The following is a 25,948-nucleotide window of genomic DNA, read 5'->3' on the forward strand; positions in this document are numbered from 1 at the left end:
GCGTTGACCCCGCAAATGTTATGTTTGGGTGTAGTACCGAATCGTGGTGCGGTAGTTCAGTCGGTTAGAATACCGGCCTGTCACGCCGGGGGTCGCGGGTTCGAGTCCCGTCCGCACCGCCACACTGATTAAAGCCCTGGACATTTGTTCAGGGCTTTTTTTATGCCTAAAATTTCGCTTGCCATGACTGCGACAAATATTTTTAATTCTCACTGCCCATCCGCAGCCGGGACTCTCCCGGCTAAAGTCATTGATTATCATATGCCTTCGATTAACTACGGAGACTATTAATTTCACTATTAACCGTCGGGCGACGGGGCAGGGAGGCCTGCGGCCCCGGTTAAAACAAATTTTATGGTACACTGAGTGAAGTTGGTTCCATGTTTACGTCAGCGTTGAATTTATAGGTTAAAACTTTTATAAAAGATTCTGGTCGTACCAATGTCTGCGGGAAAAAAATAGCTATTCATATGATCCAATTCATCATCCCACAGACGCTAAAGAAACAGTTAAATAGGCGGTAACCGTGGCAAAAAAAACATATTCAGTCAGGTATGTTGCGGGACAGCCGGTTGAGCGTATTTTCCCCCCATTAGCCTTCAGTCGCCTTGGTCAAGCGTTGCCCCCCGGAGAACCGCTGCCGGGATCCAAGCTGTTGCGGGTAATGGTCTGGAATATCTACAAACAGCAGCGTGCTGATTGGCTCTCTGTGCTGCAGGGGTTTGGAAAGGATGCCCAACTGGTATTACTGCAGGAGGCACAAACCACCCCTGAGCTGGTAAGGTTTGCCACATCGAACTATCTGGCGACCGATCAGGTGCCGGCGCTGGTTTTTCCGCAGCACCCGTCAGGGGTAATGACGCTGTCGGCGGCACATCCGGTTTATTGCTGCCCATTGCGTGAACGTGAGCCGCTGCTGCGTTTGGCTAAATCCGCCCTGGTTACCGTTTATCCCCTCTACGACGGCCAACTGATGATGGTGGTCAATATCCACGCGGTTAACTTCAGCCTGGGCGTGGATGTCTATAGCAAGCAGCTGGGACCGATTGGCGAGCAGATCCTGAATCATCAGGGACCGGTTATCATGGCGGGGGATTTTAACGCCTGGAGCCGGCAACGTATTACGGCTTTATACCGTTTTGCCGATCGCATGACGCTGCGCGAAGTGAAATTTATTGACGATCAGCGACGCCGCGCTTTTGGCCGACCGCTGGATTTTGTTTTTTACCGGGGGCTGAAGGTAACCGAGGCATCGGTACTAGTCACGCAGGCATCCGACCACAATCCGCTGCTGGTTGAGTTTGAACCTCATAAGCGCACCGATAAATCGGTGCCGGAAACCAAAATAGTCGGTATACCCAGCGTTGGCTAGGTGAATGGGTTAGGATCCAGGCATAAAAAAACAAGCACCGGAGTGCTTGTTTTTATTGTGCCTTAAACTTGACCCCTTCAGGAATCCGTAGCCTTGCCGTTAACAAACAACGTTAGCTTGATGCCTGGTTGCAAGGTACTGGCGTTATCCAGCGCGCCGTTCCAGCGTTTGACGTCCTGAATATCGACGCCATGCCGTTTGGCGATGCTGGCCAGCGAATCACCTTTCCGTACCTGGTAGGTGATACTACCGCTGCTGTTATTGGCCAGTTGCAGCGTTTGCCCGACTTTCAGGCTGCTGCCGCTACGCAAGTTATTCCATTTTAACAGGTCGCCCGTCTTCACGTTCAGACGCTTGGCAATGCCCGATAAGGTATCTCCGGAACGTACTTGGTATTTCGCGCTGCTGACGGCCGTATCCGCCAGCTGGGTGGATTGCTGCACCGCTGCGATGTCACCAACCGCCAGCGAATCCCTGAGCTGAGAGGCATGGGCTTTGGGCAACATAATGTAATGCGGGCCGTTTGGCGCGGTTACGTTACGTTTGTAGCCGGTATTGAAGCTTTTCAGCTTCGTTAACGACAGTCCCGACATTTCAGCCGCCTGGCTCAAACCAATCTGCTGACCCACTTCCACTCGTGCCAAGGCATGATCGCCATTGCTTTTAGGCAGGACAACTCCGTATTGTTTGCTATTCTTAATAATATTACTAAGCGCAAGCATTTTCGGAACGTAGATAGTGGTCTCGCGCGGCAGTGACAATGCCCAGAAATCGGTGGGTTTCCCCTTCGCTTTATTGGACTTCATCGCCTGCATGACACGACCTTCGCCGCTGTTATAAGCCGCGATGGTTAACAGCCAATCGCCATCGAACATGCGATTGAGACGTTGCATCATATCGAGTGCAGCGGTGGTGGACGCCACGACATCACGCCGGCCGTCATACCATTGGTTTTGCTTTAAACCATAATTCCTGCCAGTTGTGGGCACAATCTGCCAAAGGCCAGCCGCGTTTGAGGCGGATGTTGCCTTTGGGTCAAAAGCGCTCTCCACTATGGGTAGCAGTACCAGTTCCATCGGCATTTTTCGTTGCTTAATCTGCTCGACAATCCAGTACATGTACGGCTCTGCCCGTAATGTTACATCGTGGAGATAGCTCTTATTACTTAAATAACGCTTTTTTTGCTCGCGGATCCGGGCGTTTTCCGGTATCTGCATCTTCAGCTCGTCGCTAATGAAGTTCCACAAATCGGGCTGCGCGAGACCTGAATCACCAAGCCATCGCGCCGAGGTCTCTCGGCCGTCTGTGTACTTTCCTGCTTCACCTTGACCTGCCGAAGAAACACTCTGTGCATGCTGTTCGGGTGGCAAATCATCCGACCTGGACGACTGGCAACCCACGAGCAAGACCGAGGCGATTAAGATCGCATGAGTCTTCATCTGTATGTCAATAGTTGCTTAAAAGACAAGCAATAATACTTTGAACATTCCGACATTACAACTAAAACCTTCAGAAATGATCCTTCTTCTCCCGTAATAAGGCAAAAATACGCCATTCCTCGTGGAGTGTGTGAAGTGGGTCTAACTTTCTTTGTAAATCAACGTCATGGCAACGTAAGAAAAGGTTAATTTTGCCCTCTAAACGTAGTTTTGTGGGCAGGCTGGCTTGGTTTTTTGCCCGTAATTGCTTAATTTCGCATTCATAAGCGGCGATCGTTGAATCTTCGGGTAATATCGAGCGCGCAAAGGCCAGATTGGCTAAAGTATACTCATGCGCGGCACAGATCAATGTCTCGGGAGGAAGCTGCTTAACCTTCTGAAAAGACTTGTACATTTGCTTTGGCGTGCCTTCGAACAAACGCCCGCAGCCGGCGGAGAAGACCGTGTCGCCACAGAATAAATAAGGCGCGCTGTAAAAACCGATATGACCAAGGGTGTGGCCGGGCAACGCCAGCACTGAAAAGGTCATATCGAGCACATTTACCCGGTCCCCTTCCCCGACAACGTGCCCGGCACCCTTGGCGGCGGTTTCCTGCGGGCCATAGACCGGGACGTCGAAATGCCTGAGCAGTTCGGCCACGCCGCCCACGTGATCGTGATGATGGTGGGTCAACAGGATGGCTTTCAGGGTTAAGCGGCGCGCGGCAAGCTCCGCCAGCACCGGCGCGGACTCGCCCGGATCGACGATAATGCATTCCTGCTGGTCGTTATGTAAAAGCCAAATGTAATTATCCGCAAACGCGGGAATGCTGATAAGATTCATCGTTCACCTCTGTTCATTTTTTCTTATGGCACTTAAGAAGATAGTCAAACATGAAACCAGCGCAAATTACCCAGCCTATTATCGCGCCAACCTCATGGGACGACCTCCCATACGGAGACAACTATCGTCGGGCACTGGACACCAGCCTGCTGCCATGGTGGCCTAGATTATTCGGATTTCATCTTATTAAGATCGGCGCGCTCAGCGGGGATATCGATACCAGCGAATGCGCTATTTCACATCAGGTCACCGTCGGCACCAGAGGGGATAACCTGCACGTTATCGCCGATCCCTTCCAACTGCCGTTCGCCAATAAGTCCACCGATGCCTGCCTGCTGGCGCATACGCTATCCTACACGTCGGATCCGCACCGCCTGCTGCGAGAAGTCGACCGGGTGCTGATTGACGACGGCTGGTTGATTATCAGCACCTTTAATCCGGTCAGCCTGCTCGGCATCGGCAAACTCTGCCCGATCCTGCAGCGCCGCCAGCCCTACCGCAGCCGAATGTATACCCAGATGCGGTTGCTGGACTGGCTAAGCGTGCTTAATTTCGAGGTAATGCATCGGTCGCGCTTCCAGGTCCTGCCCTGGCGCCGGCGCGGCGGACGCCTGCTGAGCGAGCATCTGCCCGCCATCGGCTGCCTGAGCGTGATTGTCGCGCGCAAACGCACGTTCCCGCTGACGCTTAACCCGTTAAAAAGCAAGAGCCTCAAGGCATCCCTGCGGCGCACTGTGGGCGCCGCCAGCCGCAGCAATTGACGCCGGCGCTATTTTTCCGGCCGGTAGCCGATATCGTCGAACGCCGGGTTGCCCGCCGCGCTGCGGGCCAGCTCGTCGCAACGTTCATTTTCCGGATGGCCGGCGTGGCCCTTGACCCAATCCCAGCGCAGGACATGGGTCTGGATCGCTAAATCCAGCCGCTGCCACAGGTCAACGTTTTTGACCGGCTTCTTCTCCGCGGTTTTCCAGCCGCGCTTTTTCCAGTTGTGAATCCACTGGGTAATGCCCTGGCGAACATATTGGCTATCGGTGCTGATAACCACTTCACAGGGGTCCTTAAGCGCCTCCAGCGCCACGATGGCCGCCATCAGTTCCATACGGTTGTTGGTGGTGAGCCGGTAACCGGCGCTGAATATTTTTTCATGCTGCTTATAACGCAGGATGGCACCGTAGCCGCCCGGCCCGGGATTACCCAGGCAAGATCCGTCGGTGAAAATTTCTACCTGTTTCTGCATCTCTGGTAGACTACCTTCATGTTAAAAAAATCAAGTCTGACATAAATGAACGCAACGGGCACTGGAATTACGCGACAGATTGTTCTGGATACTGAAACCACCGGTATGAACAAACTGGGGGTTCATTACGAAGGCCATAAAATTATCGAGATCGGCGCGGTCGAGGTAATCAACCGTCGGCTCACCGGCAGGCATTTCCACGTTTACCTGAAACCGGATCGGCTGATTGATCCGGAAGCCTATAATATTCATGGTATCAGCGATGAGTTCCTGGCGGATAAACCCACGTTCGAGCAGGTGGCCGAGGAGTTCCTCGAGTTTATTCGCGGCGGCGAACTGGTCATCCATAACGCGCCCTTCGATATCGGCTTTATGGATTACGAGTTCGGCAAGCTTAACCGCGGGATCGGCAAAACCGACACCTTCTGCAAAGTCACCGATAGCCTGTTCCTGGCGCGTAAGCTTTTCCCGGGCAAGCGCAACAGCCTGGACGCGCTGTGCGACCGTTATCTGATCGATAATACCAAACGTACGCTGCACGGCGCTTTACTTGACTCCGAAATCCTGGCGGAAGTGTACCTGGCCATGACCGGCGGCCAGACGTCGATGCGGTTTTCCATGGAAGGGGAGAGCGGACGGCGCAATGCGGAGGGCGGCGAAAATATTCAACGGGTGGTGCGCGCGCAGTCGCAGTTAAAGGTGGTTTATGCCAGCGCAGACGAGATGGCGGCCCATGAATCCCGTCTCGACCTGGTGAAGAAAAAGGGCGGCAGCTGTTTGTGGCGACCGGAAAGCGAAGAGCAAACGGACCCCCAAACGCATTAAAATCCGCTGTTGCGGCTGAATAAACAACGTTATGCCCAAAATATCGCCAAACGATACCGTCACCGGTGAAAAGCATTGACGCCGGCCGGCGCTGACCGTACTATTCGCCTCGCTTTCCCGACAAAGCACATGTGCGGTGTGGTAGTTCAGTCGGTTAGAATACCGGCCTGTCACGCCGGGGGTCGCGGGTTCGAGTCCCGTCCACACCGCCAACTAATTCCCAATGGGCTGCCGCGTTTTCGCTGCGGCCCATGTTGTTTTAAACGCCTGGTCCACATTCACGGGCGGTCCCGGCAAATTCTTCTGTCGCCCCCCGTTTACACCAACTCAATCCCCCTCGCGACCAGCGCAATTCCTGTTATTGGCTTCCATCGCTGTCCTGGCGGGCATCGGCGTTAGCGGCTAAGACCCTGAGGCTGTCCAACGGCGAGCTGCCGGCGGCGGCGGAATCGGTATGCGCCAGCCGGCCCTGCGTAGCTTGGACCCGGTCGCCTCGGCCGCGGGAAAAAACAGGCCACCCGGCCTGAAAGGCTAGAGTGCGGGTCAGGATCCGCGCGGCAAACGACAGTGTTCCAGACGCCAATCAGCCGGCGTACTGGGCTATGCCATTGCCAAACGACCAGTTCTCTTTTTTTACTTCGATAAGATTAATAAAAACATCCTCGGGAGATACGCCCAGCGCTTCGCGCAGTCCGCCGGCGATGGTTTTATAGAGCGATTTTTTCTGTTCGATGCTGCGCCCTTCATTGAGGGTGATCTGGATGATGACCAGTTTATCGGTGCGGTTAATGCCGAGATAGCCGGCGTCATAAATAAAATGATCGCCGTCATGCTCGCCGAGAATTTGAAAATTGTCATGTTCGGGCACATTGATGGCGCTTTTCATCGCCTGGTAGACGACTTTCCCGACGCGGGCGACATAGGTCGGGTCGGGATTTTTCTTGATATCGATACGGACCAGAGGCATAACGTTCACTCCACGGCAAATCAAAAGAGGATACGGCCACCATGCGTAGCCATGGCCGTTGGTGGAGCAATAGTAGGATATGACCCCATGCCATGCAATAGCCCGCGCCGGCGTTTATATACCGCAGGTGTCTTATCGCGCATCAGGAGATCGCGAGGTTAATTTTCTCATACAAAAGAACTAACCGGACCTTTTGGCGGACTAAACTAAAATACCAGCTCTACAAAAGGAACCGATCATGAGTGAAGCGACCGACAAAAAGAGCTTTTCGTTCAATAAAAACTATCCACGCGATCTTATCGGTTATGCCGGCAAGCCTCCCCATGCCGCGTGGCCGAACCAGGCCAGGATTGCGGTGCAGTTTGTGCTGAACTATGAAGAAGGTTCCGAAAATACCGTATTGCACGGGGACACGGGCTCTGAACAATTCCTTTCAGATATCATCGGCGCCGCCAGTTACTCCGAGCGCCATATGTCGATGGAATCCCTATATGAATATGGTTCCCGCGCCGGTTTCTGGCGCATCCAGCAGGAGTTTGAACGACGCGGACTGCCGCTGACCGTGTTTGGCGTGGCCATGGCGCTGGCGCGCAATCCGCCGGTGGTCGAGGCGATAAAAGGCGCGGGTTACGACGTGGTCAGCCATGGCTGGCGCTGGCTGCATTACCAGGGAATGGACGCCAAGACCGAACGCCAGCATATGCAACAGGCGATAGACGTGTTGACCGAGCTGTTCGGCAAGACGCCGCTGGGCTGGTATACCGGGCGCGATAGTCCGAATACGCGCCGTCTGGTGGTGGAACACGGCGGCATTCTATATGACAGCGACTACTATGGCGACGATTTGCCTTTCTGGACCCAGGTTGCGTGTACGGACGGCTCGGTCAAGCCGCATTTGATTATTCCTTATACGCTCGAGGCGAACGATATGCGCTTCAGCACGCCGCAGGGGTTTAACAGCGGTGAACAGTTCTTTTGTTACCTGAAAGACAGTTTTGATGTGTTGTATGCCGAGGGGGAAACATCGCCGAAAATGCTGTCGGTGGGGATGCACTGCCGGATATTGGGCCGGCCTGGACGTTTTCGCGCGCTGCAACGCTTCCTGGATCATGTGCAACAGCATGAACGGGTGTGGATTTGTCGCCGGCAGGATATCGCCGACCACTGGATCACCCATCATCCCTTCGCGGCGGGCCATCCGGCGCAGCAAGAGAAACCCACCTGAAAGGACTCCTGCGCCGCTATGGATCGGCATTGCCGCAGGAGAGTGGTGTATCAGCCCATCAGGCTGATATGCGCGGCGACAATACGCCAGCCACAGGCCAGTTTGACCCAGGTCTGGGTCTGGCGGCCGATCTTGTCGCTGCCTTCGCGGGTAAATTCAGTATTGGCCACCGCCAGATCGTCGCCGAAAGTGGTAATCACGGTGTTCTGCAGCACCCGATCCAGCCCCACCGGCGATCGCGACGCGCGGAAAGCCTGGATGGCCTCGATGCCGTAAAGATTTTCACCGGCGCCATACCTGACGGTGCGGGTATCGTGCCAAAACAGCTCATCGAGAATGGCAACATCATTGGTGATCAGCGCCTGTTCATATTGGTAATAAGCGGCGTTAACCTCCGCCAGGATCGCCGGGCGATCGATATATTCACTTTTCATGCTACGTTTACTCTTGCTATGGTCACGTTGACAATGCCGCGCTGCTCCGATGCCCAGGGGTATCGGCTAGAGTAGCACCACCGGCGTCCGCCGGTATCATTATCTTTTCTCAATTCCGCATATTCAGAACTTGCAAAGACACCATGGCCGCCCTGCTCGATCGCGTGTTTCGGCATATTGCTTTCCCTGTCAACGAAATAGGGTCAACACTGATTGGATTAAGCAAGAGGCGTTCCAATATGCCGGCAGGCCGGGCTGTAATGATGGCCACCCCTGCGTTGGCGGCGCACGGTATTTGCCCTGCTGCCCGTGCCGCTTAATGGTGCGTCGTTCCGCCTGCCTGCCCTTTTCTGGTGCGCTTGGTTAAGGTCTTATTCCTCCACGCGCCGCCCGCCTCCAGCATCCTGCCGGCGCTACAATCGCCGTCACGCCGGCACCCGCCGGTAAAAACCGTTTTTTTGCCATGGCACGGTAGTTGCAGCATTGATGGCTATGAATGGGGAGCGGTCCGGCGGATGTTCGGGCATGGTTTTCCTGTCGCTATCCTGCCCCAGGGCGGTGCGCAGACATGCGGATGAATGAGATATGGCGTTGAGGACAGCATATTGTCCCGCCTATATTATCGCGACGGCGCGAGCCAGGCGCTTCACGGCGTAAATAATAGAGGAGACGGCCTATTACCCTGGATGAGTTTAACCTGGCCCCGCCTGAAACCGCGGCGGCGATGCTGCTCGCCTGCGCGGCCATACCCGAATGGTCCTGGGATATTATTGCCGCCCGGCCGTTTGCCAGCGCGGATAGCCTGATTGAGTATGCCGGGGCGTTGGCCCTGCGCTGGCGGGCGAAACAGGTGAGCAATGCGCTGGCGCGCCATCCCCGCATCGGCGAGCGCCCCGTCGGCCATGGCGCCGACGCCGGGCATTCCCGTCGCGAGCAGTCGGCGGTCGATCCCGCCGACGCACGGCTGGCGGCCGATCTGCTGGAAGGCAACCGGCGCTACGAACAACGCTTCGGGCAGGTGTTCCTGATTCACGCCGCGGGACGCGGCGGCCACGACATCCTGGCGCGCCTGCGCCAGCGCCTGGAGCACAGCCCCGAACAGGAACAACGCGAGACCGCGCTGCAGTTAAGGAAAATCGCCCTGTCACGCTTACAGCAGGAGCTGGCGCCATGTTGATGAGCCGTTGCAATATTACCACCCATATCCTGGATACCTCTCGGGGTAAACCGGCGGCGCGGGTCAAGGTCAAGCTGGAAAAAGAGCAGGCTTTTACGTGGGAGACCGCCGCCAGCGGGGAGACCGACAGCGACGGCCGGCTGGCGACGCTGACGCCCGGCGGCATATCGCCGGGCCATTACCGCCTGAGCGCCGCGTTCGGCGCCTGGTTTGCCCGGCAGGGCGTCGACGCCTTATACGGCTCGGCGATCGTTGATTTTTTTGTGCTGGAGGGCCAGGAGCACCTTCATTTGCCGCTGTTGATCAGCCCCTACGGCTGGTCCACCTACCGGGGCAGTTGAACCATTGTTGCCGCAGGATCGCAAAGCCCGGGCGCGGCGCGCGGTTGCCTTGTCAGTGCCCCCGGGCGTCAGTTATCGAGCGTAAAGGTATCGGCGTCAAGCCAGGCGGGAAAGGCTTGACGATACTCGCGCAGGCTGTCGAGGGATAAGCTGGCGTCCAGGCGCGCCTCCTGCCCGGGCGCGCCCTTGGCCAGCACATTCCCCGACGGGTCGATGATCATGCTGTCGCCGCTGTACTGATGGCCGTTGCCGTCGGTGCCGACGCGGTTACAGCCCGCCACATAGGCCTGGTTCTCGATGGCGCGGGCCGCCAGCAGGGTTTGCCAGTGATTGGCGCGCGGCGCCGGCCAGTTGGCGACGTACAGCGCCAAATCGTAATCCTGGCGGTTGCGCGACCATACTGGAAAACGCAGGTCATAACAGACCTGCGGCAGGATGCGCCAGCCGCGCCAGTCCACCACCACGCGCTTCTGGCCCGCCTGGTAATGCCGATGCTCATCCGCCATGCGAAACAGGTGGCGTTTATCATAGACATGGACCCGGCCCTGCGGTTCCACCAGCAAAAAGCGGTTGACCGCGCCGTCCGCCGCGCCGATAGCCGCGCTGCCGCCTATCATGGCGCCGGTGGTTTTAGCCCACTGCTGCAGCCATTCCACCACCCGGCCCTGCGGCAGCGCGCGGCCTGCCGCCTCCATGGCAAAACCGGTGGTGAACATTTCCGGCAGGATAACCAAATCGCGCCCCTGGATTTCGGCCAGGAGGCGGTCGAAATGGTTGAGGTTAGCCTCGCCATCCATCCAGGCCAGCGGCTGCTGCAACAGGCTGATGTTCAAAGTTGACATAAACGCTCCGCGGCGGCATCGAGGGTGACATCCTGCTTGGCAAAACACAGCCGGATCAGTTTGTGCGGAAACGGCTCGGCACAGAATACCGACAAAGGAATGGCGGCCACGCCCACGTTAACCGTCAGCCACCGGCAGAACGCTACATCCTCCATATCCGATATCGCGCTGTAGTCGGCCAGGAGGAAGTAGGTGCCCTCGCAGGGCAACAGCTCTAGCCGGCTTGGCGCCAGCGCCTGCACCAGGTGATCGCGCCGGCCGCGGTAAAAATCGGGCAGCTGTTGCCAATGCCCCGGCTCGTCGCGCAGCATATCGGCCAACGCCAGCTGCGCCGGGGTATTCACTGAAAACGTCAGGTATTGGTGAATTTTACGCACCTCTGCGCTGAGCGCCGCCGGCGCCACGCAATAGCCCACCTTCCAGCCGGTCATATGATAGGTTTTGCCGAACGACGAAACGGCAATGGCGCGCTGGCGCAGCTCGGGATGGGTCAGCACGCTGGCATGTCCGCCGGCGGCAAAACAGATATGTTCGTAAACCTCGTCGCTCAGCACATAAATTTCCCGTTCGGCGATGGCCTGCCAGAGCTGGACAAAGTCCTCGTCCTGCCAGACGGTGGCGGACGGATTATGCGGCGTGTTGAGGATCACCAGGCGGGTGCGGTCGTTAAGCTGCGCGCCAAACGCCGTCCAGTCGACGCGAAACGCCGGCGGCGTTAGCGCGATGCGGCGGGTCACGCCTCCGGCCAGGGTGACCGCCGGCGCATAGCTGTCATAGCTGGGATCAAAACAGATCACTTCATCGCCGCTGCGCACCAGCGCGCTGATGGCGGCAAACAGGGCTTCCGTGGCCCCGGCGGTTACCGTGACCTCCAGATCCGGATCGGGGCGCCAGCCGTAGAGGCGTTCGGTTTTATCGGCAATCGCCGCGCGCAGGGGCAGCGCGCCGGTCATCGGGGCATACTGGTTGGCGCCGTGGGCCACGTGATGCGCCAGCCGGGCCTTCAGGTAATCGGGGCCGTCAAAATCCGGAAATCCCTGCGACAGGTTAATCGCCTGATGCTGCTGCGCCAGCGCGCTCATTTGGGTAAAAATAGTGGTGCCCAGCGCGGGGAGCTTGCTTTGCGGAACGTAGATACTGCTCATAGCTAAATACCACTCTTAAAAGCCGGTTTTTACCTCAATATAACATGCTCAGCGTAATTAACAATCGGGACGTTTAGATGGGTATACGGCTAAAATACGCTACGGCGGTCAAAAGGATTGAATTAGTACGACAAATTATTTCGGCAACATAACGGGCATAAAAAGGCGACTATAATTGCTCCTTCGAACCGCAACGAAATGAGAGACAGATGATTAACGCAAAAAGAATCGCAGCACCCCTGGTTATCGGCTTCGGGCTGCTTTCCGGCTTTGCCCAGGCGGCGACCCAGACCTACGCCATGGATCCTGCGCATACCTCGGTGGTGTTCTCCTGGAACCATTTCGGCTTCTCCAATCCGACCGCTGATTTTTCCAATGTTTCCGGTAATATCCAGTTAAATGACGCCGATATCGCCCGTTCGACGGTGGATGTGTCCATCCCGGTCGCCACGGTCGATACCCATGTCCAAAAGCTGACGGATGACTTCAAGGGCAAGGACTATTTCGATCTGGCCGCTTATCCGCTGGCCACCTTCCGCAGCACAAAAATCGTCAGCGAAGGCGGAAACAAATATAAAGTGTATGGCGACCTGAAAATCAAAAACATCACCAAGCCGGTGATATTGGACGCGGTGCTGAACAAGAAAGGCGAACATCCGATGGCGAAAAAACAGGCGGTCGGTTTTAATGCCGTCACCACCATCAAGCGCTCTGATTTTGCCATGGACAAATACGTGCCTATGGTCAGCGACGCCGTGGTGATTACCATTTCCACCGAGGCGCTGGTGAAATAGGCCGGGCCGGGGCGCATGAAAACACACCGGCGGGCGTCCACCCTGTCGGCGTACGGAAGACGGCGGCGTCTCCTGGTACCCGCATAACAATCATAACCTGGCTCACAAACAGCAAATTCCATGTGGTAACGCAAGGGTAGACGGTTAACTTCGCTTCTCGTGGTTTCGTCAATCCGGTAAACTGATGGCTGGAATAATGATTGATTTAGCCAGCCTATACCGAGGGACCCATGTATCAGGACTTGATTCGTAGTGAACTTAACGAAGCCGCGGCAACGCTTGCCAAATTCCTCAGCGACGATCGCCACCTGCAGTCGATAGAAGACGCCGCGGTGCTGATTGCCGGTTCATTCAAAGCCGGCGGCAAGATACTCTCCTGCGGCAACGGTGGCTCGCATTGCGACGCCATGCATTTCGCCGAGGAACTTACCGGCCGTTATCGCGATAACCGCCCGGCCTATCCGGCCATCGCCATTTCCGATCCCAGCCATCTGTCGTGTGTGAGTAACGATTTCGGCTACGACTTTGTGTTTTCGCGTTATGTGGAGGCGCTGGGTAATAAAGGCGACGTACTGCTCGGTATCTCGACGTCCGGTAACTCGGCCAATATTATCCGCGCCGTGGAAGCGGCACGCGCCAAAGGCATGAAGGTTATCGTGCTGACCGGCAAGGACGGCGGCAAAATGGCCGGCACCGCCGATGTGGAAATCCGCGTGCCGCATTTTGGTTATGCCGATCGCATTCAGGAAATCCATATCAAGGCGATCCATATCCTGATCCAGCTGATCGAGAAAGAAATGGCGGCGGGCGCGTAATTACGGCCTTAAAACGTCATGGTATAGGAGACGGGTCATGTGCGAACTGCTCGGGATGAGTGCCAATGTACCGACGGACATTTGCTTCAGCTTTACCGGGTTAGTACAACGCGGCGGCCGTACCGGGCCGCACAAGGACGGGTGGGGTATTACCTTTTATGAAGGACTGGGCTGCCGGACCTTCAAGGATCCGTTGCCGAGTTTCAATTCGCCTATCGCGCGGCTGGTGCAGGATTATCCGATTAAATCCTGCGCGGTGGTGTCGCATATCCGCCAGGCCAATCGCGGCGAGGTGTCATTGGAAAATACCCACCCCTTTACCCGCGAGCTGTGGGGACGCAACTGGACCTTTGCCCACAACGGCCAGCTCAGGGGATTTCGTCATTTGGCTACCGGATGTTATCGCCCGGTGGGCCAGACCGACAGCGAATATGCCTTTTGCTGGCTGCTGGCCAGGCTGGCGGCCCGTTATCCACGCACTCCGGCAAACTGGCCGGCGGTATTTAGGTATATTGCCGCGCTTGCGGGCGAGCTGCGACAAAAAGGCATCTTTAATATGCTGTTGTCGGACGGCCGTTTTGTGATGGGGTACTGCTCCACCGATCTTTATTGGATCACCCGGCGGGCGCCGTTTGGCAAGGCGACGCTGCTTGACCAGGATGTGGAGATCGATTTCCAGCAGCAGACCACGCCGGACGACGTGGTTACCGTTATCGCTACGCAGCCGCTGACCGGGAATGAAACCTGGCACAAGGTAGCGCCAGGCGAGATGGTGTTATTTCGGCTGGGTGAGCGCGAACTGTGAGATCACGGGGGTGCCGCTGTTTAACTGCAGCGGCGCGCTGACGGTATATTGACCGTTAACCACCCCCACCGCCGGCGGCTGGCGGTAACGGGCAAAATACGCGTAGCCCGGCTCGAGCGAGCGCCAGAATGGGTAATAAGTCGAAAAACGGTGGCGCTGCAGGTTTGCCTCCGTCATGCGGAACGGGAAAATATGGATACTCACCTGCGCCTGGCCGTTTAGCAATGCGGATTCCACATACTGATAAATCTCGGCGATATAACCGTCGGTCATGGCATAACAGCCTATCGAGCGGCAATCGCCATGAATCATCAGCATGGCGCCGGAATACCCTTGCGATTGATCATAGGCATTAGGAAACCCGATATTGATCGCCCGATAATAATGGCTATTCGGATTCAGGTTACGATTGGTAATAGAATAAAACCCTTCCGGGCTTTTAAAATCACCTTCCCGGCGTTTGGGACCCAGGCCGCCGGAAAAATTGCAGATGCGGTAGCTGCCCAGCATGCGGTATTCGTTACCCAGCTTGGCATACAGCTCCAGCGTCCTTTCTTCTTTAAAGATCTGAATAAAAACCGGTGAGCCTAATAATTGTGCTTTTAATTCTTTCGATACCTGCGTCTGCGCCTGCTCGCTGGCGTAACTGACGGACGTCATGGCCGGTATACAAAACAATATCGCAAATAACAGTGCGATTTTGCCCATTGTCATTCCTGCGTAGTCAAAATAATAAAGATGCCAGACAACGGACATTGTCGGCGGACCCTTTTAAAAACGTCAAATAAAACAACTAAAACAGCGACACGATATCACTGCCTGTATATTTATCAAGATACGTTTTGTATAAATTCGTCGCCTTACTGTATACTTGTACAGTTAAGGGGGGGTAAATGCGTAAAATCATACATGTCGATATGGATTGCTTCTTCGCGGCGGTGGAAATGCGCGACGATCCGACTTTACGCGATATTCCCATCGCCATCGGCGGCAGCGCGGATCGGCGCGGGGTGATCAGCACCGCCAATTATCCGGCCCGGGTGTTCGGCGTGCATAGCGCCATGTCCACCGCCATGGCGCTGAAACTATGTCCCCAGCTAAAACTGCTGCCCGGCCGCATGGCTGCCTATAAGGAAGCCTCGGAGCATATCCGCCACATTTTCGGCCAATACACGCCGCTGATTGAACCGCTGTCGCTGGACGAGGCCTATCTGGATGTTTCCGCAAGCCCCCATCACAACGGGTCGGCGACCCTGATGGCCCAGGCCATCCGCCAGCAGATTGCCGACGAGCTTCATCTCACCGCCTCGGCCGGGGTGGCGCCGGTAAAATTTTTAGCCAAAATCGCCTCGGACCTTAATAAACCCAACGGGCAATATGTCATTACCCCCGAACAGGTGCCGGCATTTTTGGCGCAACTGCCGTTGAGCAAGATACCCGGCGTCGGCAAGGTCACCGCCAAAAAGCTGGCCGAGATGGGATTAAACACCTGCCTGGACGTGCAACGCTGCAATCTGGCGGCGCTGCTGCGGCAGTTCGGTAAGTTCGGCCGGGTGATCTGGGAGCGTTCGCAGGGTATCGATGAGCGGGACGTCTCTTCCGATCGGCTGCGCAAATCGGTCGGCGTCGAGCGTACCCTGGCGAAAGATATTGTCGATTGGGCGGACTGCGCGGCGATTATCGAGCAGCTTTACCCGGAGCTGGAGCGGCGTCTCGGCCGGGTGAGGCCGGATCTGCAAATTGCCCGGCAGGGAATAAAGCTAAAGTTCGCCGATTTCCAGCAAACCACCCAGGAGCATGTGTGGACGCGGTTGAATAAAGCGGATTTGCTGGATACGGCGCGCCAGGCGTGGGAGCAACGGCGCGGCGATCGCGGCGTGCGCCTGGTGGGGCTGCATGTGACGTTATTGGACCCGCAAATCGAGCGTCAGCTGATGCTCGATTGGGAAGACGATATGTTGCACCGGCCTCTTTCGTGAGGCGCGGTTGACCGACATCAGTTCTTTTCAGGAATGGCTTTCAGCAGCGCGGTGAGCAATATCCAGTATTGGCCGACGCTTTTGATATGCACCTGTTCATCCGGGGAATGCGGTCCGGTAATGGTCGGCCCGATGGAAACCATATCCATCTGCGGATAAGGCTTTTTAAACAATCCGCATTCCAGGCCCGCGTGGATCACCTGAATATTCGGCGTTTTGTTAAACAGCTTTTGGTAGGTCTCGCGCACGATATGCATCACCGGTGAGTTGGCGTCCGGCTTCCAGCCCGGGTAGCTGCCCTTGGCGATGGTTTCGGCGCCGGCCAGGCGGCCCAAAGCGCTGAGCGTGCCCACCACATCCTCTTTGCCGCTGTCGATAAGCGAGCGGATCAGGCAGCGGATATGCGCCCGATCGGCTTCTGTCGACACCACGCCGACGTTCAGCGAAGTTTCCACCACGCCTTTCACATCGTCGCTCATGCGGATCACGCCGTTGGGCATGGCGTTGAGCAGGGCGATAAAACGATCGCCGCAGCCTTTGGTCAGCGCCTGCGCGTCTGACGTTGCCGGTTCAATCTGGATCGCGAGTTTCTTTTCCACCGCCGCCAGTTCAGCCTTGATCACCGCCAGGTATTCCTGCGCCAGGGCATGCAGGCTTTCGGCGTTTTCCTGCGGCAGGGCCAGCGTCGCAAAAGCTTCGCGTGGGATAGCGTTGCGCAGCGTGCCGCCGTTAAGGTCCAGCAGGCGGATATCAAGCTTTTGGCCGTGCAGGGACAGGAAACGGGCCAGCAGCTTATTGGCGTTGGCCAGGCCCAGGTGGATATCGGCGCCGGAGTGGCCGCCTTTCAGGCCCTTGATCGTCAGTTTCAGGGGTTGGTAACCGGCCGGCACCGCCTCGCGCTCCAGGGGCAGGATGGTCTTGAAATCCACCCCGCCGGCGCAACCCATATAGATTTCGCCTTCTTCCTCGGAGTCGGTATTGATCAGGATCTCGGCCTGCAGCCAGCCGGGTTGCAAACCAAAGGCGCCGGCCATGCCGGTTTCCTCGGTCATGGTCAGCAACACTTCCAGCGGGCCGTGCTGCACGCTGTCGTCGGCCAGGACCGCCAGTGCGGAAGCCATGCCGATGCCGTTATCGGCGCCGAGCGTGGTGCCGCGCGCCTTGACCCAGTCGGCGTCGACATAGGGCTGGATGGGATCGGTGGCAAAATCGTGGATGGTGTCGCTGTTTTTCTGCGGCACCATATCCAGGTGCGCCTGCAATACCACCGGCTGGCGTTTTTCATAGCCCGGCGTGGCGGGCTTACGCAGCAAGACATTGCCGACCGCATCGCGTTCCGCATGCAGCCCTTTTTCCTGCGCCCAATGTAAAATATGGGCGGCCAGCGCCTCTTCATGATAGGAGGGATGCGGAATGGAGCAGATTTTGGCAAAAATTTGCCATAATGGCTGAGGTGAAAGTTGAGTCAGTTCAGACACGATAAAAACTCCTGTTACAACGTAAGACCCGGTCTGGTCGTCATTAACAGCCCGCAGACGGTCGGATGGTTACCAAAGAGGGATAAAGAATACCACTTTACTTTGACCGATGGTGAAACCGCGGTTAAAAAGGGCGGTAGCGCTGGTATTTCCGCGGTGGCGTCTTTATAATCTCGCGCAACCTTTTTTCCCTGTACTTTTAGGCCGACCCCATCCGGCTGGGACAGCATTTATGAGCGAAAAATACGTCGTAACCTGGGACATGTTGCAAATTCAGGCGCGGAAACTGGCCCAGCGGCTACTCCCCGCAGAACAATGGAAAGGTATTATCGCGGTCAGCCGCGGCGGTCTGGTGCCGGGATCGCTGCTGGCGCGCGAGCTGAATATCCGCCATGTGGATACCGTTTGCATCTCCAGTTACGATCATAACAACCAGCGCGAGCTCAAGGTGCTCAAACGCGCCGAAGGCGACGGCGAAGGTTTTATCGTCATTGACGACCTGGTGGATACCGGCGGCACCGCCAAAGCCATTCGCGATATGTATCCCAAAGCGCATTTCGTGACGATTTTCGCCAAACCCGCCGGTCGCCCGCTGGTGGACGACTATATGGTCGATATCCCGCAGGACACCTGGATTGAGCAGCCGTGGGATATGGGCGTGGTGTTTATTCCCCCCCTGGTTGGCAAATAAGCGTTCGCCCCCCCGGCTACGGCCGTTTTTCCGGCCGATAGCAGGTGATATGTTCCCGACCGCACGCCCGGCAACACGCCGGGCGTTTGTTTGTTTGTCGTTTAATGAGTAACCTTGCTAATATGACCCACTTATTCTTTAGCTTCTTATTTATGGCAAACGGTTTGCGGAGGCGATAGCTCAATGAGCGGCACCAATCTGAGCGAAACACTGTTTAAACCCACGTTCAAGCAACAGGAAACCTCCACGCTGGTCAGCCGGCCACGCCATGCCGGCGGTCAATCTCCTATCCTTGCCGCCCTTGAGGGCACCAACCCCGGCAACTGGTATCGCATGCTCAACCGTCTGCTATGGATCTGGCGCGGTATCAATCCCTGGGAAATAGAAGAGGTGTTGGCCCGCATTGCCGCCAGCAAAAGCGACCGGACCGACGAACGCCTGCTGGATACCGTGATCGGCTACCGGCCCGGCAACTGGATTTATGAATGGTCCCATCAGGGCATGGTGTGGCAACAGCGCGGCATGGATGAGCCGGATCCGGCGCTGGCCGGACAGCATTGGCTACGGGCGGCCAATTTCTACAGCGTGGCCGCCTACCCCCACCTGTGCGGCGACCTGTTGGCTGAGCAGGCGCAAACCCTGGCCAACCGCGCCTGGGAGGAAGCCGCTTGCCGGTTAAGCTATGAGCTGAAAGCGCTGAACTTCCCGATCGCCGGCGGCGGCCTCGTGACCGGCTTCCTGCATTTGCCGGAACAAGGTAAGGGGCCGTTTCCCACCGTACTGGTGTGCGGCGGCCTGGATATGCTGCAAAACGATACCTATCGCCTGTTCCATGACTATTTCGCCCCGGCGGGACTGGCGATGCTGACCATTGATATGCCGTCCATCGGTTTTTCGTCGAAATGGACCCTGAACCAGGATTCCAGCTTTCTCCATCAGCAGGTGGTGAAAGGCCTGGCGAGCATCCCCTGGATCGATTCCAGGCGCGTCACGGCGTTCGGCTTTCGCTTCGGCGCCAATATCGCCGTCCGGCTGGCGTATCTGGAGTCGCAGCGCCTGCGCGGCGTGGCCTGCCTTGGCCCGATAGTGCACGCCCTGCTCACCGACCCGGTACGGCAGGATAAAGCGCCGGATATGTATATGGATGTGCTGGCCAGCCGCATGGGCATGGCCCACGCCTCGGACGCGGCGCTGAAAATTGAGCTGGGCCGTTATTCCCTGAAAACCCAAGGGCTGCTGGGCAGGCGCTGCCCGACGCCGATGCTGGCGGGGTTTTGGGACAACGATCCCTTTAGCCCGAAGGAAGAGGCGGCGCTGGTGGCGTCGTCCTCCCTGTCAGGCAAGCTGTTCCAGGTAAAATCGGCGCCGGTTTATCATAATTTTCACCGGGCATTGCTCGAAATCCGTGAATGGCTGGCAAAATGTGATTAATCTGGGTTGCTTAATCCTATTAGTTTGCTAAACAAAGAAGTGTAAAATTCATTTTGAGTAATTTGAGGTTATCAGCATGGCGTTAGTAAGTGGACACCCGAAAAGCAGACTGATGAAAGGTTTTACCGCGCTCGGTCCCTATATTCGCGAAGGGCAGTGCAGCGATAATCATTTTTTCTTTGATTGCCTGGCGGTATGCATCAACATGCAGCCCTCGCCGGAAAAACGGGAATTCTTGGGATGGTGGATCGATCTGGAAGCCGAAGAGAAACGCTACACTTACACCTATCATCTGGGTATATTCGACAAAGCCGGCCGCTGGAATGAAGAAAAAATCAGCGAGCCCGAAGCGATCGCCAAGCTCGAAAGCTCGCTGCGCGCTTTCCACCAGCGCCTGCGCGCCTATATCGTCTCCCTGGAGATGACGCTGGAACCCGCCGATAACTTCAAAGAAACGCCGTTTGTGCTGAAAGACTAACCCCACCGCGCACCTGCTTTTTATCTCATTTCGCGTTATGCTGGCGGGCATAACGCTTTTTCTTTTTATAAAGACCAGGCACGCCTTTTAACCTCATTACGGTAGATATGTTATGGATGGCAGCCAGACATTGGTTGTGAAATTGGGCACCAGCGTATTGACCGGCGGATCGCGCCGGCTTAACCGCGCCCATATCGTCGAGCTGGTGCGCCAGTGCGCGCAACTGCACACCGCCGGCCACCGAATTGTCATCGTCACCTCCGGCGCCATTGCCGCCGGGCGCGAGCATTTGGGTTATCCCGAACTGCCGGCGACCATTGCCTCTAAACAGCTGCTGGCCGCCGTTGGCCAAAGCAGCCTGATCCAACTGTGGGAACAGCTGTTTTCCATTTATGGCATCCATATCGGCCAGATGCTGCTGACCCGCGCCGATATGGAAGATCGCGAACGTTTCCTTAACGCCCGCGACACGCTGCGCGCGCTGCTGGATAACCGCATCGTGCCGGTGATCAATGAAAATGACGCTGTGGCCACCGCCGAAATCAAAGTTGGCGATAACGATAATCTTTCGGCGCTGGTGGCTATTCTGGCGGACGCCGATAAATTACTGCTGCTGACCGACCAGGCCGGACTGTACACCGCCGACCCGCGCACCAACCCCAACGCCACGCTGATTACCGAAGTCACGGCGATTAACGACGCGCTGCGCGCCATTGCCGGCGACAGCGTCTCGGGTCTGGGCACCGGCGGCATGGCGACCAAAATCCAGGCGGCGGACGTGGCCAGCCGGGCGGGCGTTGACGTGGTGATCGCCGCCGGCAGCAAGCCGGGCGTCATCGGCGATATGATGGCGGATCTGCCGGTAGGCACCCGCTTCCATGCGCTGGAAATGCCGCTGGAAACCCGCAAACGCTGGCTGTTCGGGCCGCCGCCCGCCGGTGATATCACCGTCGATAACGGCGCGCTGGCGGCGATCCGCGAACGGGGCAGCTCGTTATTGCCCAAGGGCATCCGTTCGGTGGAAGGCGACTTTTCCCGCGGCGTGGTGGTGCGCATCCGCGGCCTGGACGGTAAGGATCTGGCCCACGGCGTCAGCCGCTACAACAGCGATGCGCTGCGTATGATTGCCGGGCAACATTCCCAGCAGATAAGCCAAATCCTCGGCTACGAGTATGGGCCGGTCGCCATCCACCGCGACGATATGATTATTTATTAAGGAGTAGCCATGCTTGAGCAAATGGGCAAAGACGCCAAAGCGGCGTCCTGGCAGTTGGCCGTGCTGAGCAGCGCCGACAAAGATCGGGCCCTGCTGGCCATTGCCGATCGCCTGGACGCGCAAAGCGACGACATCCTGCGGGCTAACGCGCTGGATATGGCCGACGCGCGGCAAAACGGGCTGAGCGAAGCCCTGCTGGATCGCCTGCTGCTGACGCCGGCGCGTTTATCCGCCATCGCCGCCGACGTGCGCCAGGTCTGCCGCCTGACCGATCCGGTCGGCCAGGTTATCGACGGCCGGCGGTTGGACAACGGCCTGAAGCTGGAACGCCGCCGCGTGCCGCTGGGCGTGGTGGGCGTGATTTATGAAGCCCGCCCCAACGTCACGGTGGACGTGGCGGCCCTATGCCTGAAAACCGGCAACGCGGTGATCCTGCGCGGCGGCAAAGAGACCTTCCGCACCAATGCCGCGACCGTTAAGGTGATCCAGCAGGCGCTGCTGGGCTGCCAACTGCCGCCGAGCGCGGTGCAGGCCATCGAGAATCCCGACCGCGCCCTGGTCAACGAACTGCTGAAACTCGACCGCTACGTGGATATGCTGATCCCGCGCGGCGGGGCGGGGCTGCATAAGCTGTGCCGCGAAAATTCCACTATTCCGGTGATTACCGGCGGCATCGGCGTCTGCCATATCTATGCCGATGAAACCGTCGACTTTGAGCCGGCGCTCAAGGTTATCGAAAACGCAAAAATCCAGCGCCCCAGCGCCTGTAACTCCCTTGAGACCCTGCTGGTACATAAAGCCGTCGCCCCGGCGTTCCTGAGCCGTTTAAGCCGGCATATGCATGCCCTGGGCGTGACGTTGCACGCCGACGGCGCCGCCCGGCCTTATCTGGCCGATGGCCCGGCGGCCTGCGTGCCGGTGGAGGAGGCCAACTTCCACAATGAATGGCTATCGCTGGATTTAAACGTCAAGGTGGTCGACGGTTTTGACGAGGCGGTGGATCATATCCGCAAGCATGGCACCCAGCATTCGGATGCCATCCTGACGCAATCGCTGGCTAGCGCGGAGCGTTTTGTACGCGAGGTGGATTCGTCGGCGGTATATGTGAATGCGAGCACCCGCTTCACCGACGGCGGCCAGTTCGGCCTGGGCGCGGAAGTGGCGGTCAGCACCCAGAAGCTTCATGCGCGCGGTCCGATGGGTTTGGAAGCGCTAACTACTTATAAGTGGATCGGGTATGGGGATAATTTGAGCCGGGCGTGAACAGTGGCACGCACGGGTGCCATGGTCGGCATTGGTGCTTGCCGAGGTTAGGCGGGTGCCGATCTTGGCATCCAAGCCTGCCGGAACTGAGCGGGAGCTGATTACGGCATCCACCGGTTAAACGGTTATAGTGATAGCAGGCGCTTACTCTCTGATTTACCCGCTAGCCGCTGCGACTGGTCCCAGACCCGTCTAGCAATATATCAGTCCAAGCCATCGTCATATTCGCTGAATATCCCTCGACCCCGTTGTATAAACTCCAGTGTATTGCCCTCCGGATCATCCAGGAAAAGGGTGCCGATACCGTTATCCAGCGGGCCGGTGCTATCCGTTAGCCAAAATACCGCCATGGAGATGGACATCTGGTAAGGCCGTAGACCTTTTGCCAGCAGCCAGGCGGCGCAGTGGTTAAGGTTATCTACCTGGATGGCGATGTGACTAGCGGGATCGCGTGGCGCCGGCGTGCCGTTCGACGGCATCAGGTGCAGGCAAAAACCCCGGCCGGCGCCCAGCCAATTGCGTTTGGCGGGGTGCGGATGCAGGCCGAGCGTGTCGCGGTAGTATGCCAGCATGAGGTCCATATCCTGTACTGCCAGCGCGGCGTGGTGTATGCCTTGTAGTCGCATGAGTTTTCTCCTGGAACGACCGATGCGGGGCGGACATGCGGTTGAATGATGGTTAGTGCTTACTATAGAACAAGGTGGGGAAGGTGGAAGTCAGGGGTTTGGGGTAAGAACAGATGGCGATAATGTGGTCACGGGTTGATCTTAAACGCCTATTTGCTGTTTTTATCAGCATACGGACGCCCGCCTATTGACTCTTTAACCGCTTTTGCATAACGTGTCCCCCCGAGATTCATCCCGCATGACACCGCCTCATCATGCCGATATAGCTCAGTTGGTAGAGCAGCGCATTCGTAATGCGAAGGTCGTAGGTTCGACTCCTATTATCGGCACCATTGAAATAAATTCATTTTAAAACAAATAGTTACGATGTTTTTTTGCAAAAATGGTTTCAGCTATTTTTATTAGCGAGTTTATGGCCAATTGTTGCCGTTACGGTTAATAGTGGCAATTGGGATGTTAGCATGTAACGGCGTGTTCATGTACCGCTACTGTACTGTTATGCTTATACCAACGGGCCAGAGCTTATCTCTCTGGCGCTGGCGGAATGGGCAGAACAACGGAATGTGGGCCTGGAATTAATTAAACCCGGCATGCCGGCACATAATGCCTATATCGAGCGCTTCAATAAAACTTACCGCAATGAGGTGCTGGATTTTTATCTGTTCAGGACACTGCATGAGGTCCGGGATATTACTGAAAATGGCTGGATGAGTATCACCGGGAACGGCCTCATGAATCACTGGGACACCTGACGCCGTAAGGGTATCGGATAAGCCGAGGTTCGCCGATAATCTCAAAAGTGCATGGCTTTGACATCGGGATGTTCACAGGCTGCAATGCCAGATTAGTGATGTTCGAACGCCGCAGGCCGGTAGAAAGCGCGAACTTCACTGCAGGCTTTGGTTTTTTGTGTTTAAAATGTTGAACGATTCCTGAGCGATGCGCTCCCGGCAGGCCAGCAGGACAACGCGCGCTGAGGCAACTCGCCTGGATATGCCTCCACATATCTGTTAACGGACGGTACTGATAAACCACCCTCAAAGTGACGATCAGTGACATCCGATTTGACCTGGAAACGTTTAGGCATTGTTTGACGGATTGACAACAAATCCAGGCTATGGAAGGATAAAAAAAGGGATTTCGGCGACATGAATAATTGGCCGATAACTGAGATTGATCGCCAAGCGATAATACTCGCACCTTCGTCCAACCTGCTACGGCGACAAGGTATTATCGCCAATCAAAATTAATCTCAGCCTGCAAAGGCAGTATAATATGAGAGGAAACAATAATTGACTCATTACTCTTTAATTTATGCGCCTGATCCTGTGCTGCGGGCGAAAGCCGAAATGATCACTGCCTTCGGGGCAGAACTGCAAGACCTGGTCGATAATATGGTGCTCATCATGCGCCAGGAAAAAGGTGTAGGATTGGCGGCACCGCAATTGGGCGTATTGCGGCGCGCGATCGTGGTGGAAGTGGCGCAGGCCATTGAACGCGACGGTGAGTTAATTGACCCGCTTCCCTTGACCCTGTTAATTAATCCGGAGATCACGCCAATAGGTAATGATAAAGCCGATGGCTGGGAGGGATGTCTCAGTATTCCAGGTTATCGTGGCTATGTAGAGCGCTGGCGGCACATTGCGTATACGGCGCGGGATATTAATGGCCGTCCGTTGCAAGGTCAGGCTATGGGCTTTCATGCACGCGTCATTCAGCATGAAGTTGACCATTTGAATGGTATATTATACACCGACCGGACTGACCGAATAGAAACCTTCATTCGCCCCACGGCTATTTCTCCCCCTGATGACGTCAGCGGGGAACAATAGGAAAACGAATGCTGGTCATTGCATGTGTTATCTTAGGTGAGTTCAAAATGAATCCTGCCGATTTATTGGAATGAGTACGATATAGCATGGAGAACTATGGGTTTATAAAAAATCTTTCCCATATTCTTATGATGGCAAGAGCAAAACGCCGTTAGGGACAGGTGTAGCTGATCCATTGATCCTGCGGCGCATTGATAATACTAAAACGGTTATCGGATAACCGTTGGGCTAAAAGGCCTTCCTGCGTTACCGCGGAAGGCACATATTTAGTGTGATCGGCGCTAAATAAGGTCCCGCTATCGATTTCTTTTTCCGGTAGCCTGACCTGGAACGAGGTAAATTTGTCAAGAATCAGCGCCTGCACCGTGCCGAGCGGCTGCCCCGCCAGGCTGCGCACTTTTCCCGTGCACTCTTTACCCTCATAATGAGATGAACAGGCGGCAATGGCCAGCGCGCCCGTCAGCAGCAGTATCTTTCCCCACCTCGGCCGCGGGATCCTGTGGTACGGCGAAATGCGCAAGGATCCGCTTATCCTTTTCCCCCGGGATACGGCCGACGTCTCGGCAACGCTTGGTAATTCGCCCATAAATCCTCCATCGTTTGGCAGATTATAGCGGGGTTTTGGCTGAAGGTAATGATATGTCGAATCGGACTATTTCCGAAAAGCGGAAACTGGCAGGGCGATCTCAATGCAATGATACTAAAAACCGGAG

27 protein-coding genes, 3 tRNA genes and 1 pseudogene are annotated in these 25,948 nt (G+C 56.4%); 20 read left to right on the forward strand and 11 right to left on the reverse strand.

The window, feature by feature from the left end:
- Nucleotides 1-45 precede the first annotated feature (45 nt).
- Nucleotides 46-122, forward strand: a tRNA-Asp gene (locus tag GRH90_RS19340).
- A gap of 404 nt (nt 123-526) precedes the next feature.
- A complete protein-coding gene (locus tag GRH90_RS19345) occupies nt 527-1,372 on the forward strand; it encodes an endonuclease/exonuclease/phosphatase family protein (protein WP_162367608.1) in 846 nt (281 codons plus the stop codon).
- Nucleotides 1,373-1,449: 77 nt separating this feature from the next.
- Here the strand turns inward: GRH90_RS19345 and mltD are convergent, their stop codons facing one another.
- Both mltD and gloB read right to left on the reverse strand, forming a co-directional pair.
- Complete coding sequence (gene mltD / locus GRH90_RS19350; RefSeq protein ID WP_162367609.1) at nt 1,450-2,811, reverse strand: murein transglycosylase D; 1,362 nt, start codon at nt 2,809-2,811, stop codon at nt 1,450-1,452.
- A gap of 70 nt (nt 2,812-2,881) precedes the next feature.
- On the reverse strand, nt 2,882-3,634 hold the full coding sequence (gene gloB / locus GRH90_RS19355) for a hydroxyacylglutathione hydrolase (protein WP_162367610.1): 753 nt from the start codon (nt 3,632-3,634) through the stop codon (nt 2,882-2,884).
- Between the two features lie 50 nt (nt 3,635-3,684).
- Between gloB and GRH90_RS19360 the strand changes: the two genes are divergently transcribed.
- A complete protein-coding gene (locus GRH90_RS19360) occupies nt 3,685-4,395 on the forward strand; it encodes a class I SAM-dependent methyltransferase (RefSeq protein WP_162367611.1) in 711 nt (236 codons plus the stop codon).
- 8 nt (nt 4,396-4,403) lie between these two features.
- On the opposite strand, the gene rnhA is transcribed toward GRH90_RS19360, so the two are convergent.
- Complete coding sequence (gene rnhA / locus GRH90_RS19365; protein ID WP_162367612.1) at nt 4,404-4,871, reverse strand: ribonuclease HI; 468 nt, start codon at nt 4,869-4,871, stop codon at nt 4,404-4,406.
- A gap of 45 nt (nt 4,872-4,916) precedes the next feature.
- Between rnhA and dnaQ the strand changes: the two genes are divergently transcribed.
- On the forward strand, nt 4,917-5,696 hold the full coding sequence (gene dnaQ, locus GRH90_RS19370; protein WP_162367613.1) for a DNA polymerase III subunit epsilon: 780 nt from the start codon (nt 4,917-4,919) through the stop codon (nt 5,694-5,696).
- Nucleotides 5,697-5,831: 135 nt separating this feature from the next.
- Nucleotides 5,832-5,908: transfer RNA gene (locus tag GRH90_RS19375), tRNA-Asp, on the forward strand.
- A gap of 371 nt (nt 5,909-6,279) precedes the next feature.
- Here GRH90_RS19375 and GRH90_RS19380 read toward each other — a convergent pair.
- A complete protein-coding gene (locus GRH90_RS19380; RefSeq protein WP_162367614.1) occupies nt 6,280-6,663 on the reverse strand; it encodes a tautomerase family protein in 384 nt (127 codons plus the stop codon).
- A 238-nt stretch (nt 6,664-6,901) separates the two neighbouring features.
- Here GRH90_RS19380 and puuE point away from each other — a divergent pair, with 238 nt between their 5' ends.
- Nucleotides 6,902-7,888, forward strand: coding sequence for an allantoinase PuuE (gene puuE, locus GRH90_RS19385; protein ID WP_162367615.1), 987 nt, complete (start codon nt 6,902-6,904; stop codon nt 7,886-7,888).
- A gap of 50 nt (nt 7,889-7,938) precedes the next feature.
- Here the strand turns inward: puuE and hpxZ are convergent, their stop codons facing one another.
- A complete protein-coding gene (hpxZ, locus tag GRH90_RS19390; RefSeq protein ID WP_162367616.1) occupies nt 7,939-8,322 on the reverse strand; it encodes an oxalurate catabolism protein HpxZ in 384 nt (127 codons plus the stop codon).
- A gap of 697 nt (nt 8,323-9,019) precedes the next feature.
- Here hpxZ and uraD point away from each other — a divergent pair.
- Both uraD and uraH read left to right on the forward strand, forming a co-directional pair.
- Entirely contained in the window at nt 9,020-9,499 is a 480-nt protein-coding gene (uraD, locus tag GRH90_RS19395; RefSeq protein WP_281352784.1) for a 2-oxo-4-hydroxy-4-carboxy-5-ureidoimidazoline decarboxylase, read from the forward strand.
- Nucleotides 9,493-9,840 carry a hydroxyisourate hydrolase gene (gene uraH / locus GRH90_RS19400; protein WP_246236157.1) on the forward strand — a complete coding sequence of 116 codons (348 nt, stop codon included), beginning with the start codon at nt 9,493-9,495 and terminating at the stop codon, nt 9,838-9,840. The genes uraD and uraH overlap by 7 nt, the downstream gene beginning before the upstream one ends.
- Before the next feature lie 68 nt (nt 9,841-9,908).
- Here uraH and GRH90_RS19405 read toward each other — a convergent pair whose 3' ends face one another.
- Together GRH90_RS19405 and GRH90_RS19410 are read right to left on the reverse strand one after the other, a co-directional pair.
- Nucleotides 9,909-10,682, reverse strand: a complete 774-nt coding sequence (locus GRH90_RS19405; RefSeq protein WP_162367617.1) for an amidohydrolase — start codon at nt 10,680-10,682, stop codon at nt 9,909-9,911.
- Nucleotides 10,670-11,827: a pyridoxal phosphate-dependent aminotransferase gene (locus GRH90_RS19410; RefSeq protein WP_162367618.1), complete on the reverse strand. Its 1,158-nt coding sequence runs from the start codon at nt 11,825-11,827 to the stop codon at nt 10,670-10,672. Before GRH90_RS19410 ends, GRH90_RS19405 begins: the two co-directional genes overlap by 13 nt.
- Before the next feature lie 209 nt (nt 11,828-12,036).
- Between GRH90_RS19410 and GRH90_RS19415 the strand changes: the two genes are divergently transcribed.
- From GRH90_RS19415 to GRH90_RS19425, 3 genes are all read left to right on the forward strand, one after another.
- The gene (locus tag GRH90_RS19415; protein WP_162367619.1) at nt 12,037-12,621 is read left to right on the forward strand and encodes a YceI family protein; all 585 of its coding nucleotides are present in this window, start codon (nt 12,037-12,039) and stop codon (nt 12,619-12,621) included.
- A 230-nt stretch (nt 12,622-12,851) separates the two neighbouring features.
- Nucleotides 12,852-13,436: a D-sedoheptulose 7-phosphate isomerase gene (gene lpcA, locus GRH90_RS19420; RefSeq protein WP_162367620.1), complete on the forward strand. Its 585-nt coding sequence runs from the start codon at nt 12,852-12,854 to the stop codon at nt 13,434-13,436.
- 37 nt (nt 13,437-13,473) lie between these two features.
- The gene (locus GRH90_RS19425; protein WP_162367621.1) at nt 13,474-14,241 is read left to right on the forward strand and encodes a class II glutamine amidotransferase; all 768 of its coding nucleotides are present in this window, start codon (nt 13,474-13,476) and stop codon (nt 14,239-14,241) included.
- Here the strand turns inward: GRH90_RS19425 and dpaA are convergent.
- Nucleotides 14,212-14,949 (reverse strand): peptidoglycan meso-diaminopimelic acid protein amidase, encoded by a 738-nt coding sequence (dpaA, locus tag GRH90_RS19430; protein WP_162367622.1) that lies wholly within the window; start codon nt 14,947-14,949, stop codon nt 14,212-14,214. The two genes, GRH90_RS19425 and dpaA, sit on opposite strands and share 30 nt — an antisense overlap.
- Before the next feature lie 185 nt (nt 14,950-15,134).
- On the opposite strand from dpaA, the gene dinB reads away from it, so the two are divergent.
- Nucleotides 15,135-16,220, forward strand: a complete 1,086-nt coding sequence (gene dinB / locus GRH90_RS19435; protein WP_162367623.1) for a DNA polymerase IV — start codon at nt 15,135-15,137, stop codon at nt 16,218-16,220.
- Nucleotides 16,221-16,237: 17 nt separating this feature from the next.
- Here dinB and pepD read toward each other — a convergent pair whose 3' ends face one another.
- Complete coding sequence (gene pepD / locus GRH90_RS19440) at nt 16,238-17,698, reverse strand: beta-Ala-His dipeptidase (RefSeq protein ID WP_162367624.1); 1,461 nt, start codon at nt 17,696-17,698, stop codon at nt 16,238-16,240.
- 232 nt (nt 17,699-17,930) lie between these two features.
- Between pepD and gpt the strand changes: the two genes are divergently transcribed.
- The 5 genes from gpt to proA all read left to right on the forward strand — a co-directional run bounded on the left by gpt (nt 17,931) and on the right by proA (nt 22,777).
- Complete coding sequence (gene gpt / locus GRH90_RS19445; RefSeq protein ID WP_162367625.1) at nt 17,931-18,389, forward strand: xanthine phosphoribosyltransferase; 459 nt, start codon at nt 17,931-17,933, stop codon at nt 18,387-18,389.
- 183 nt (nt 18,390-18,572) lie between these two features.
- On the forward strand, nt 18,573-19,820 hold the full coding sequence (gene frsA, locus GRH90_RS19450; RefSeq protein WP_162367626.1) for an esterase FrsA: 1,248 nt from the start codon (nt 18,573-18,575) through the stop codon (nt 19,818-19,820).
- A gap of 76 nt (nt 19,821-19,896) precedes the next feature.
- Nucleotides 19,897-20,298, forward strand: coding sequence for a sigma factor-binding protein Crl (crl, locus tag GRH90_RS19455; RefSeq protein ID WP_162367627.1), 402 nt, complete (start codon nt 19,897-19,899; stop codon nt 20,296-20,298).
- 112 nt (nt 20,299-20,410) lie between these two features.
- Complete coding sequence (gene proB, locus GRH90_RS19460; RefSeq protein ID WP_162367628.1) at nt 20,411-21,514, forward strand: glutamate 5-kinase; 1,104 nt, start codon at nt 20,411-20,413, stop codon at nt 21,512-21,514.
- Between the two features lie 9 nt (nt 21,515-21,523).
- Complete coding sequence (gene proA, locus GRH90_RS19465) at nt 21,524-22,777, forward strand: glutamate-5-semialdehyde dehydrogenase (RefSeq protein ID WP_162367629.1); 1,254 nt, start codon at nt 21,524-21,526, stop codon at nt 22,775-22,777.
- Between the two features lie 203 nt (nt 22,778-22,980).
- Here proA and GRH90_RS19470 read toward each other — a convergent pair whose 3' ends face one another.
- Nucleotides 22,981-23,403 (reverse strand): VOC family protein, encoded by a 423-nt coding sequence (locus tag GRH90_RS19470; protein WP_162367630.1) that lies wholly within the window; start codon nt 23,401-23,403, stop codon nt 22,981-22,983.
- A 256-nt stretch (nt 23,404-23,659) separates the two neighbouring features.
- Between GRH90_RS19470 and GRH90_RS19475 the strand changes: the two genes are divergently transcribed.
- From GRH90_RS19475 to def, 3 genes and pseudogenes are all read left to right on the forward strand, one after another.
- Nucleotides 23,660-23,735 (forward strand) — tRNA-Thr (locus tag GRH90_RS19475).
- Nucleotides 23,736-23,912: 177 nt separating this feature from the next.
- A pseudogene (locus GRH90_RS19480) lies at nt 23,913-24,163 on the forward strand (integrase core domain-containing protein); the annotation flags it as partial.
- 532 nt (nt 24,164-24,695) lie between these two features.
- A complete protein-coding gene (def, locus tag GRH90_RS19485) occupies nt 24,696-25,235 on the forward strand; it encodes a peptide deformylase (RefSeq protein WP_162367631.1) in 540 nt (179 codons plus the stop codon).
- A 151-nt stretch (nt 25,236-25,386) separates the two neighbouring features.
- Here def and GRH90_RS19490 read toward each other — a convergent pair whose 3' ends face one another.
- Nucleotides 25,387-25,821, reverse strand: a complete 435-nt coding sequence (locus GRH90_RS19490) for a hypothetical protein (RefSeq protein ID WP_246236159.1) — start codon at nt 25,819-25,821, stop codon at nt 25,387-25,389.
- Nucleotides 25,822-25,948: the final 127 nt, after the last annotated feature.

Origin of the sequence: Acerihabitans arboris (assembly GCF_010131535.1) — a bacterium.
In the GTDB taxonomy this organism is placed as follows: domain Bacteria; phylum Pseudomonadota; class Gammaproteobacteria; order Enterobacterales; family Enterobacteriaceae; genus Acerihabitans; species Acerihabitans arboris.

Coding starts and splice junctions, on each gene's coding strand:
- mltD (WP_162367609.1), bottom strand. CDS start 2,811: ATGAAGACTCATGCGATCTTAATCGCCTCGGTCTTGCTCGTGGGTTGC.
- gloB (WP_162367610.1), bottom strand. CDS start 3,634: ATGAATCTTATCAGCATTCCCGCGTTTGCGGATAATTACATTTGGCTT.
- GRH90_RS19360 (WP_162367611.1), top strand. CDS start 3,685: ATGAAACCAGCGCAAATTACCCAGCCTATTATCGCGCCAACCTCATGG.
- rnhA (WP_162367612.1), bottom strand. CDS start 4,871: ATGCAGAAACAGGTAGAAATTTTCACCGACGGATCTTGCCTGGGTAAT.
- dnaQ (WP_162367613.1), top strand. CDS start 4,917: ATGAACGCAACGGGCACTGGAATTACGCGACAGATTGTTCTGGATACT.
- GRH90_RS19380 (WP_162367614.1), bottom strand. CDS start 6,663: ATGCCTCTGGTCCGTATCGATATCAAGAAAAATCCCGACCCGACCTAT.
- puuE (WP_162367615.1), top strand. CDS start 6,902: ATGAGTGAAGCGACCGACAAAAAGAGCTTTTCGTTCAATAAAAACTAT.
- hpxZ (WP_162367616.1), bottom strand. CDS start 8,322: ATGAAAAGTGAATATATCGATCGCCCGGCGATCCTGGCGGAGGTTAAC.
- uraH (WP_246236157.1), top strand. CDS start 9,493: ATGTTGATGAGCCGTTGCAATATTACCACCCATATCCTGGATACCTCT.
- GRH90_RS19405 (WP_162367617.1), bottom strand. CDS start 10,682: ATGTCAACTTTGAACATCAGCCTGTTGCAGCAGCCGCTGGCCTGGATG.
- GRH90_RS19410 (WP_162367618.1), bottom strand. CDS start 11,827: ATGAGCAGTATCTACGTTCCGCAAAGCAAGCTCCCCGCGCTGGGCACC.
- GRH90_RS19415 (WP_162367619.1), top strand. CDS start 12,037: ATGATTAACGCAAAAAGAATCGCAGCACCCCTGGTTATCGGCTTCGGG.
- lpcA (WP_162367620.1), top strand. CDS start 12,852: ATGTATCAGGACTTGATTCGTAGTGAACTTAACGAAGCCGCGGCAACG.
- GRH90_RS19425 (WP_162367621.1), top strand. CDS start 13,474: ATGTGCGAACTGCTCGGGATGAGTGCCAATGTACCGACGGACATTTGC.
- dpaA (WP_162367622.1), bottom strand. CDS start 14,949: ATGGGCAAAATCGCACTGTTATTTGCGATATTGTTTTGTATACCGGCC.
- dinB (WP_162367623.1), top strand. CDS start 15,135: ATGCGTAAAATCATACATGTCGATATGGATTGCTTCTTCGCGGCGGTG.
- gpt (WP_162367625.1), top strand. CDS start 17,931: ATGAGCGAAAAATACGTCGTAACCTGGGACATGTTGCAAATTCAGGCG.
- frsA (WP_162367626.1), top strand. CDS start 18,573: ATGAGCGGCACCAATCTGAGCGAAACACTGTTTAAACCCACGTTCAAG.
- crl (WP_162367627.1), top strand. CDS start 19,897: ATGGCGTTAGTAAGTGGACACCCGAAAAGCAGACTGATGAAAGGTTTT.
- proB (WP_162367628.1), top strand. CDS start 20,411: ATGGATGGCAGCCAGACATTGGTTGTGAAATTGGGCACCAGCGTATTG.
- proA (WP_162367629.1), top strand. CDS start 21,524: ATGCTTGAGCAAATGGGCAAAGACGCCAAAGCGGCGTCCTGGCAGTTG.
- GRH90_RS19470 (WP_162367630.1), bottom strand. CDS start 23,403: ATGCGACTACAAGGCATACACCACGCCGCGCTGGCAGTACAGGATATG.
- GRH90_RS19490 (WP_246236159.1), bottom strand. CDS start 25,821: ATGGGCGAATTACCAAGCGTTGCCGAGACGTCGGCCGTATCCCGGGGG.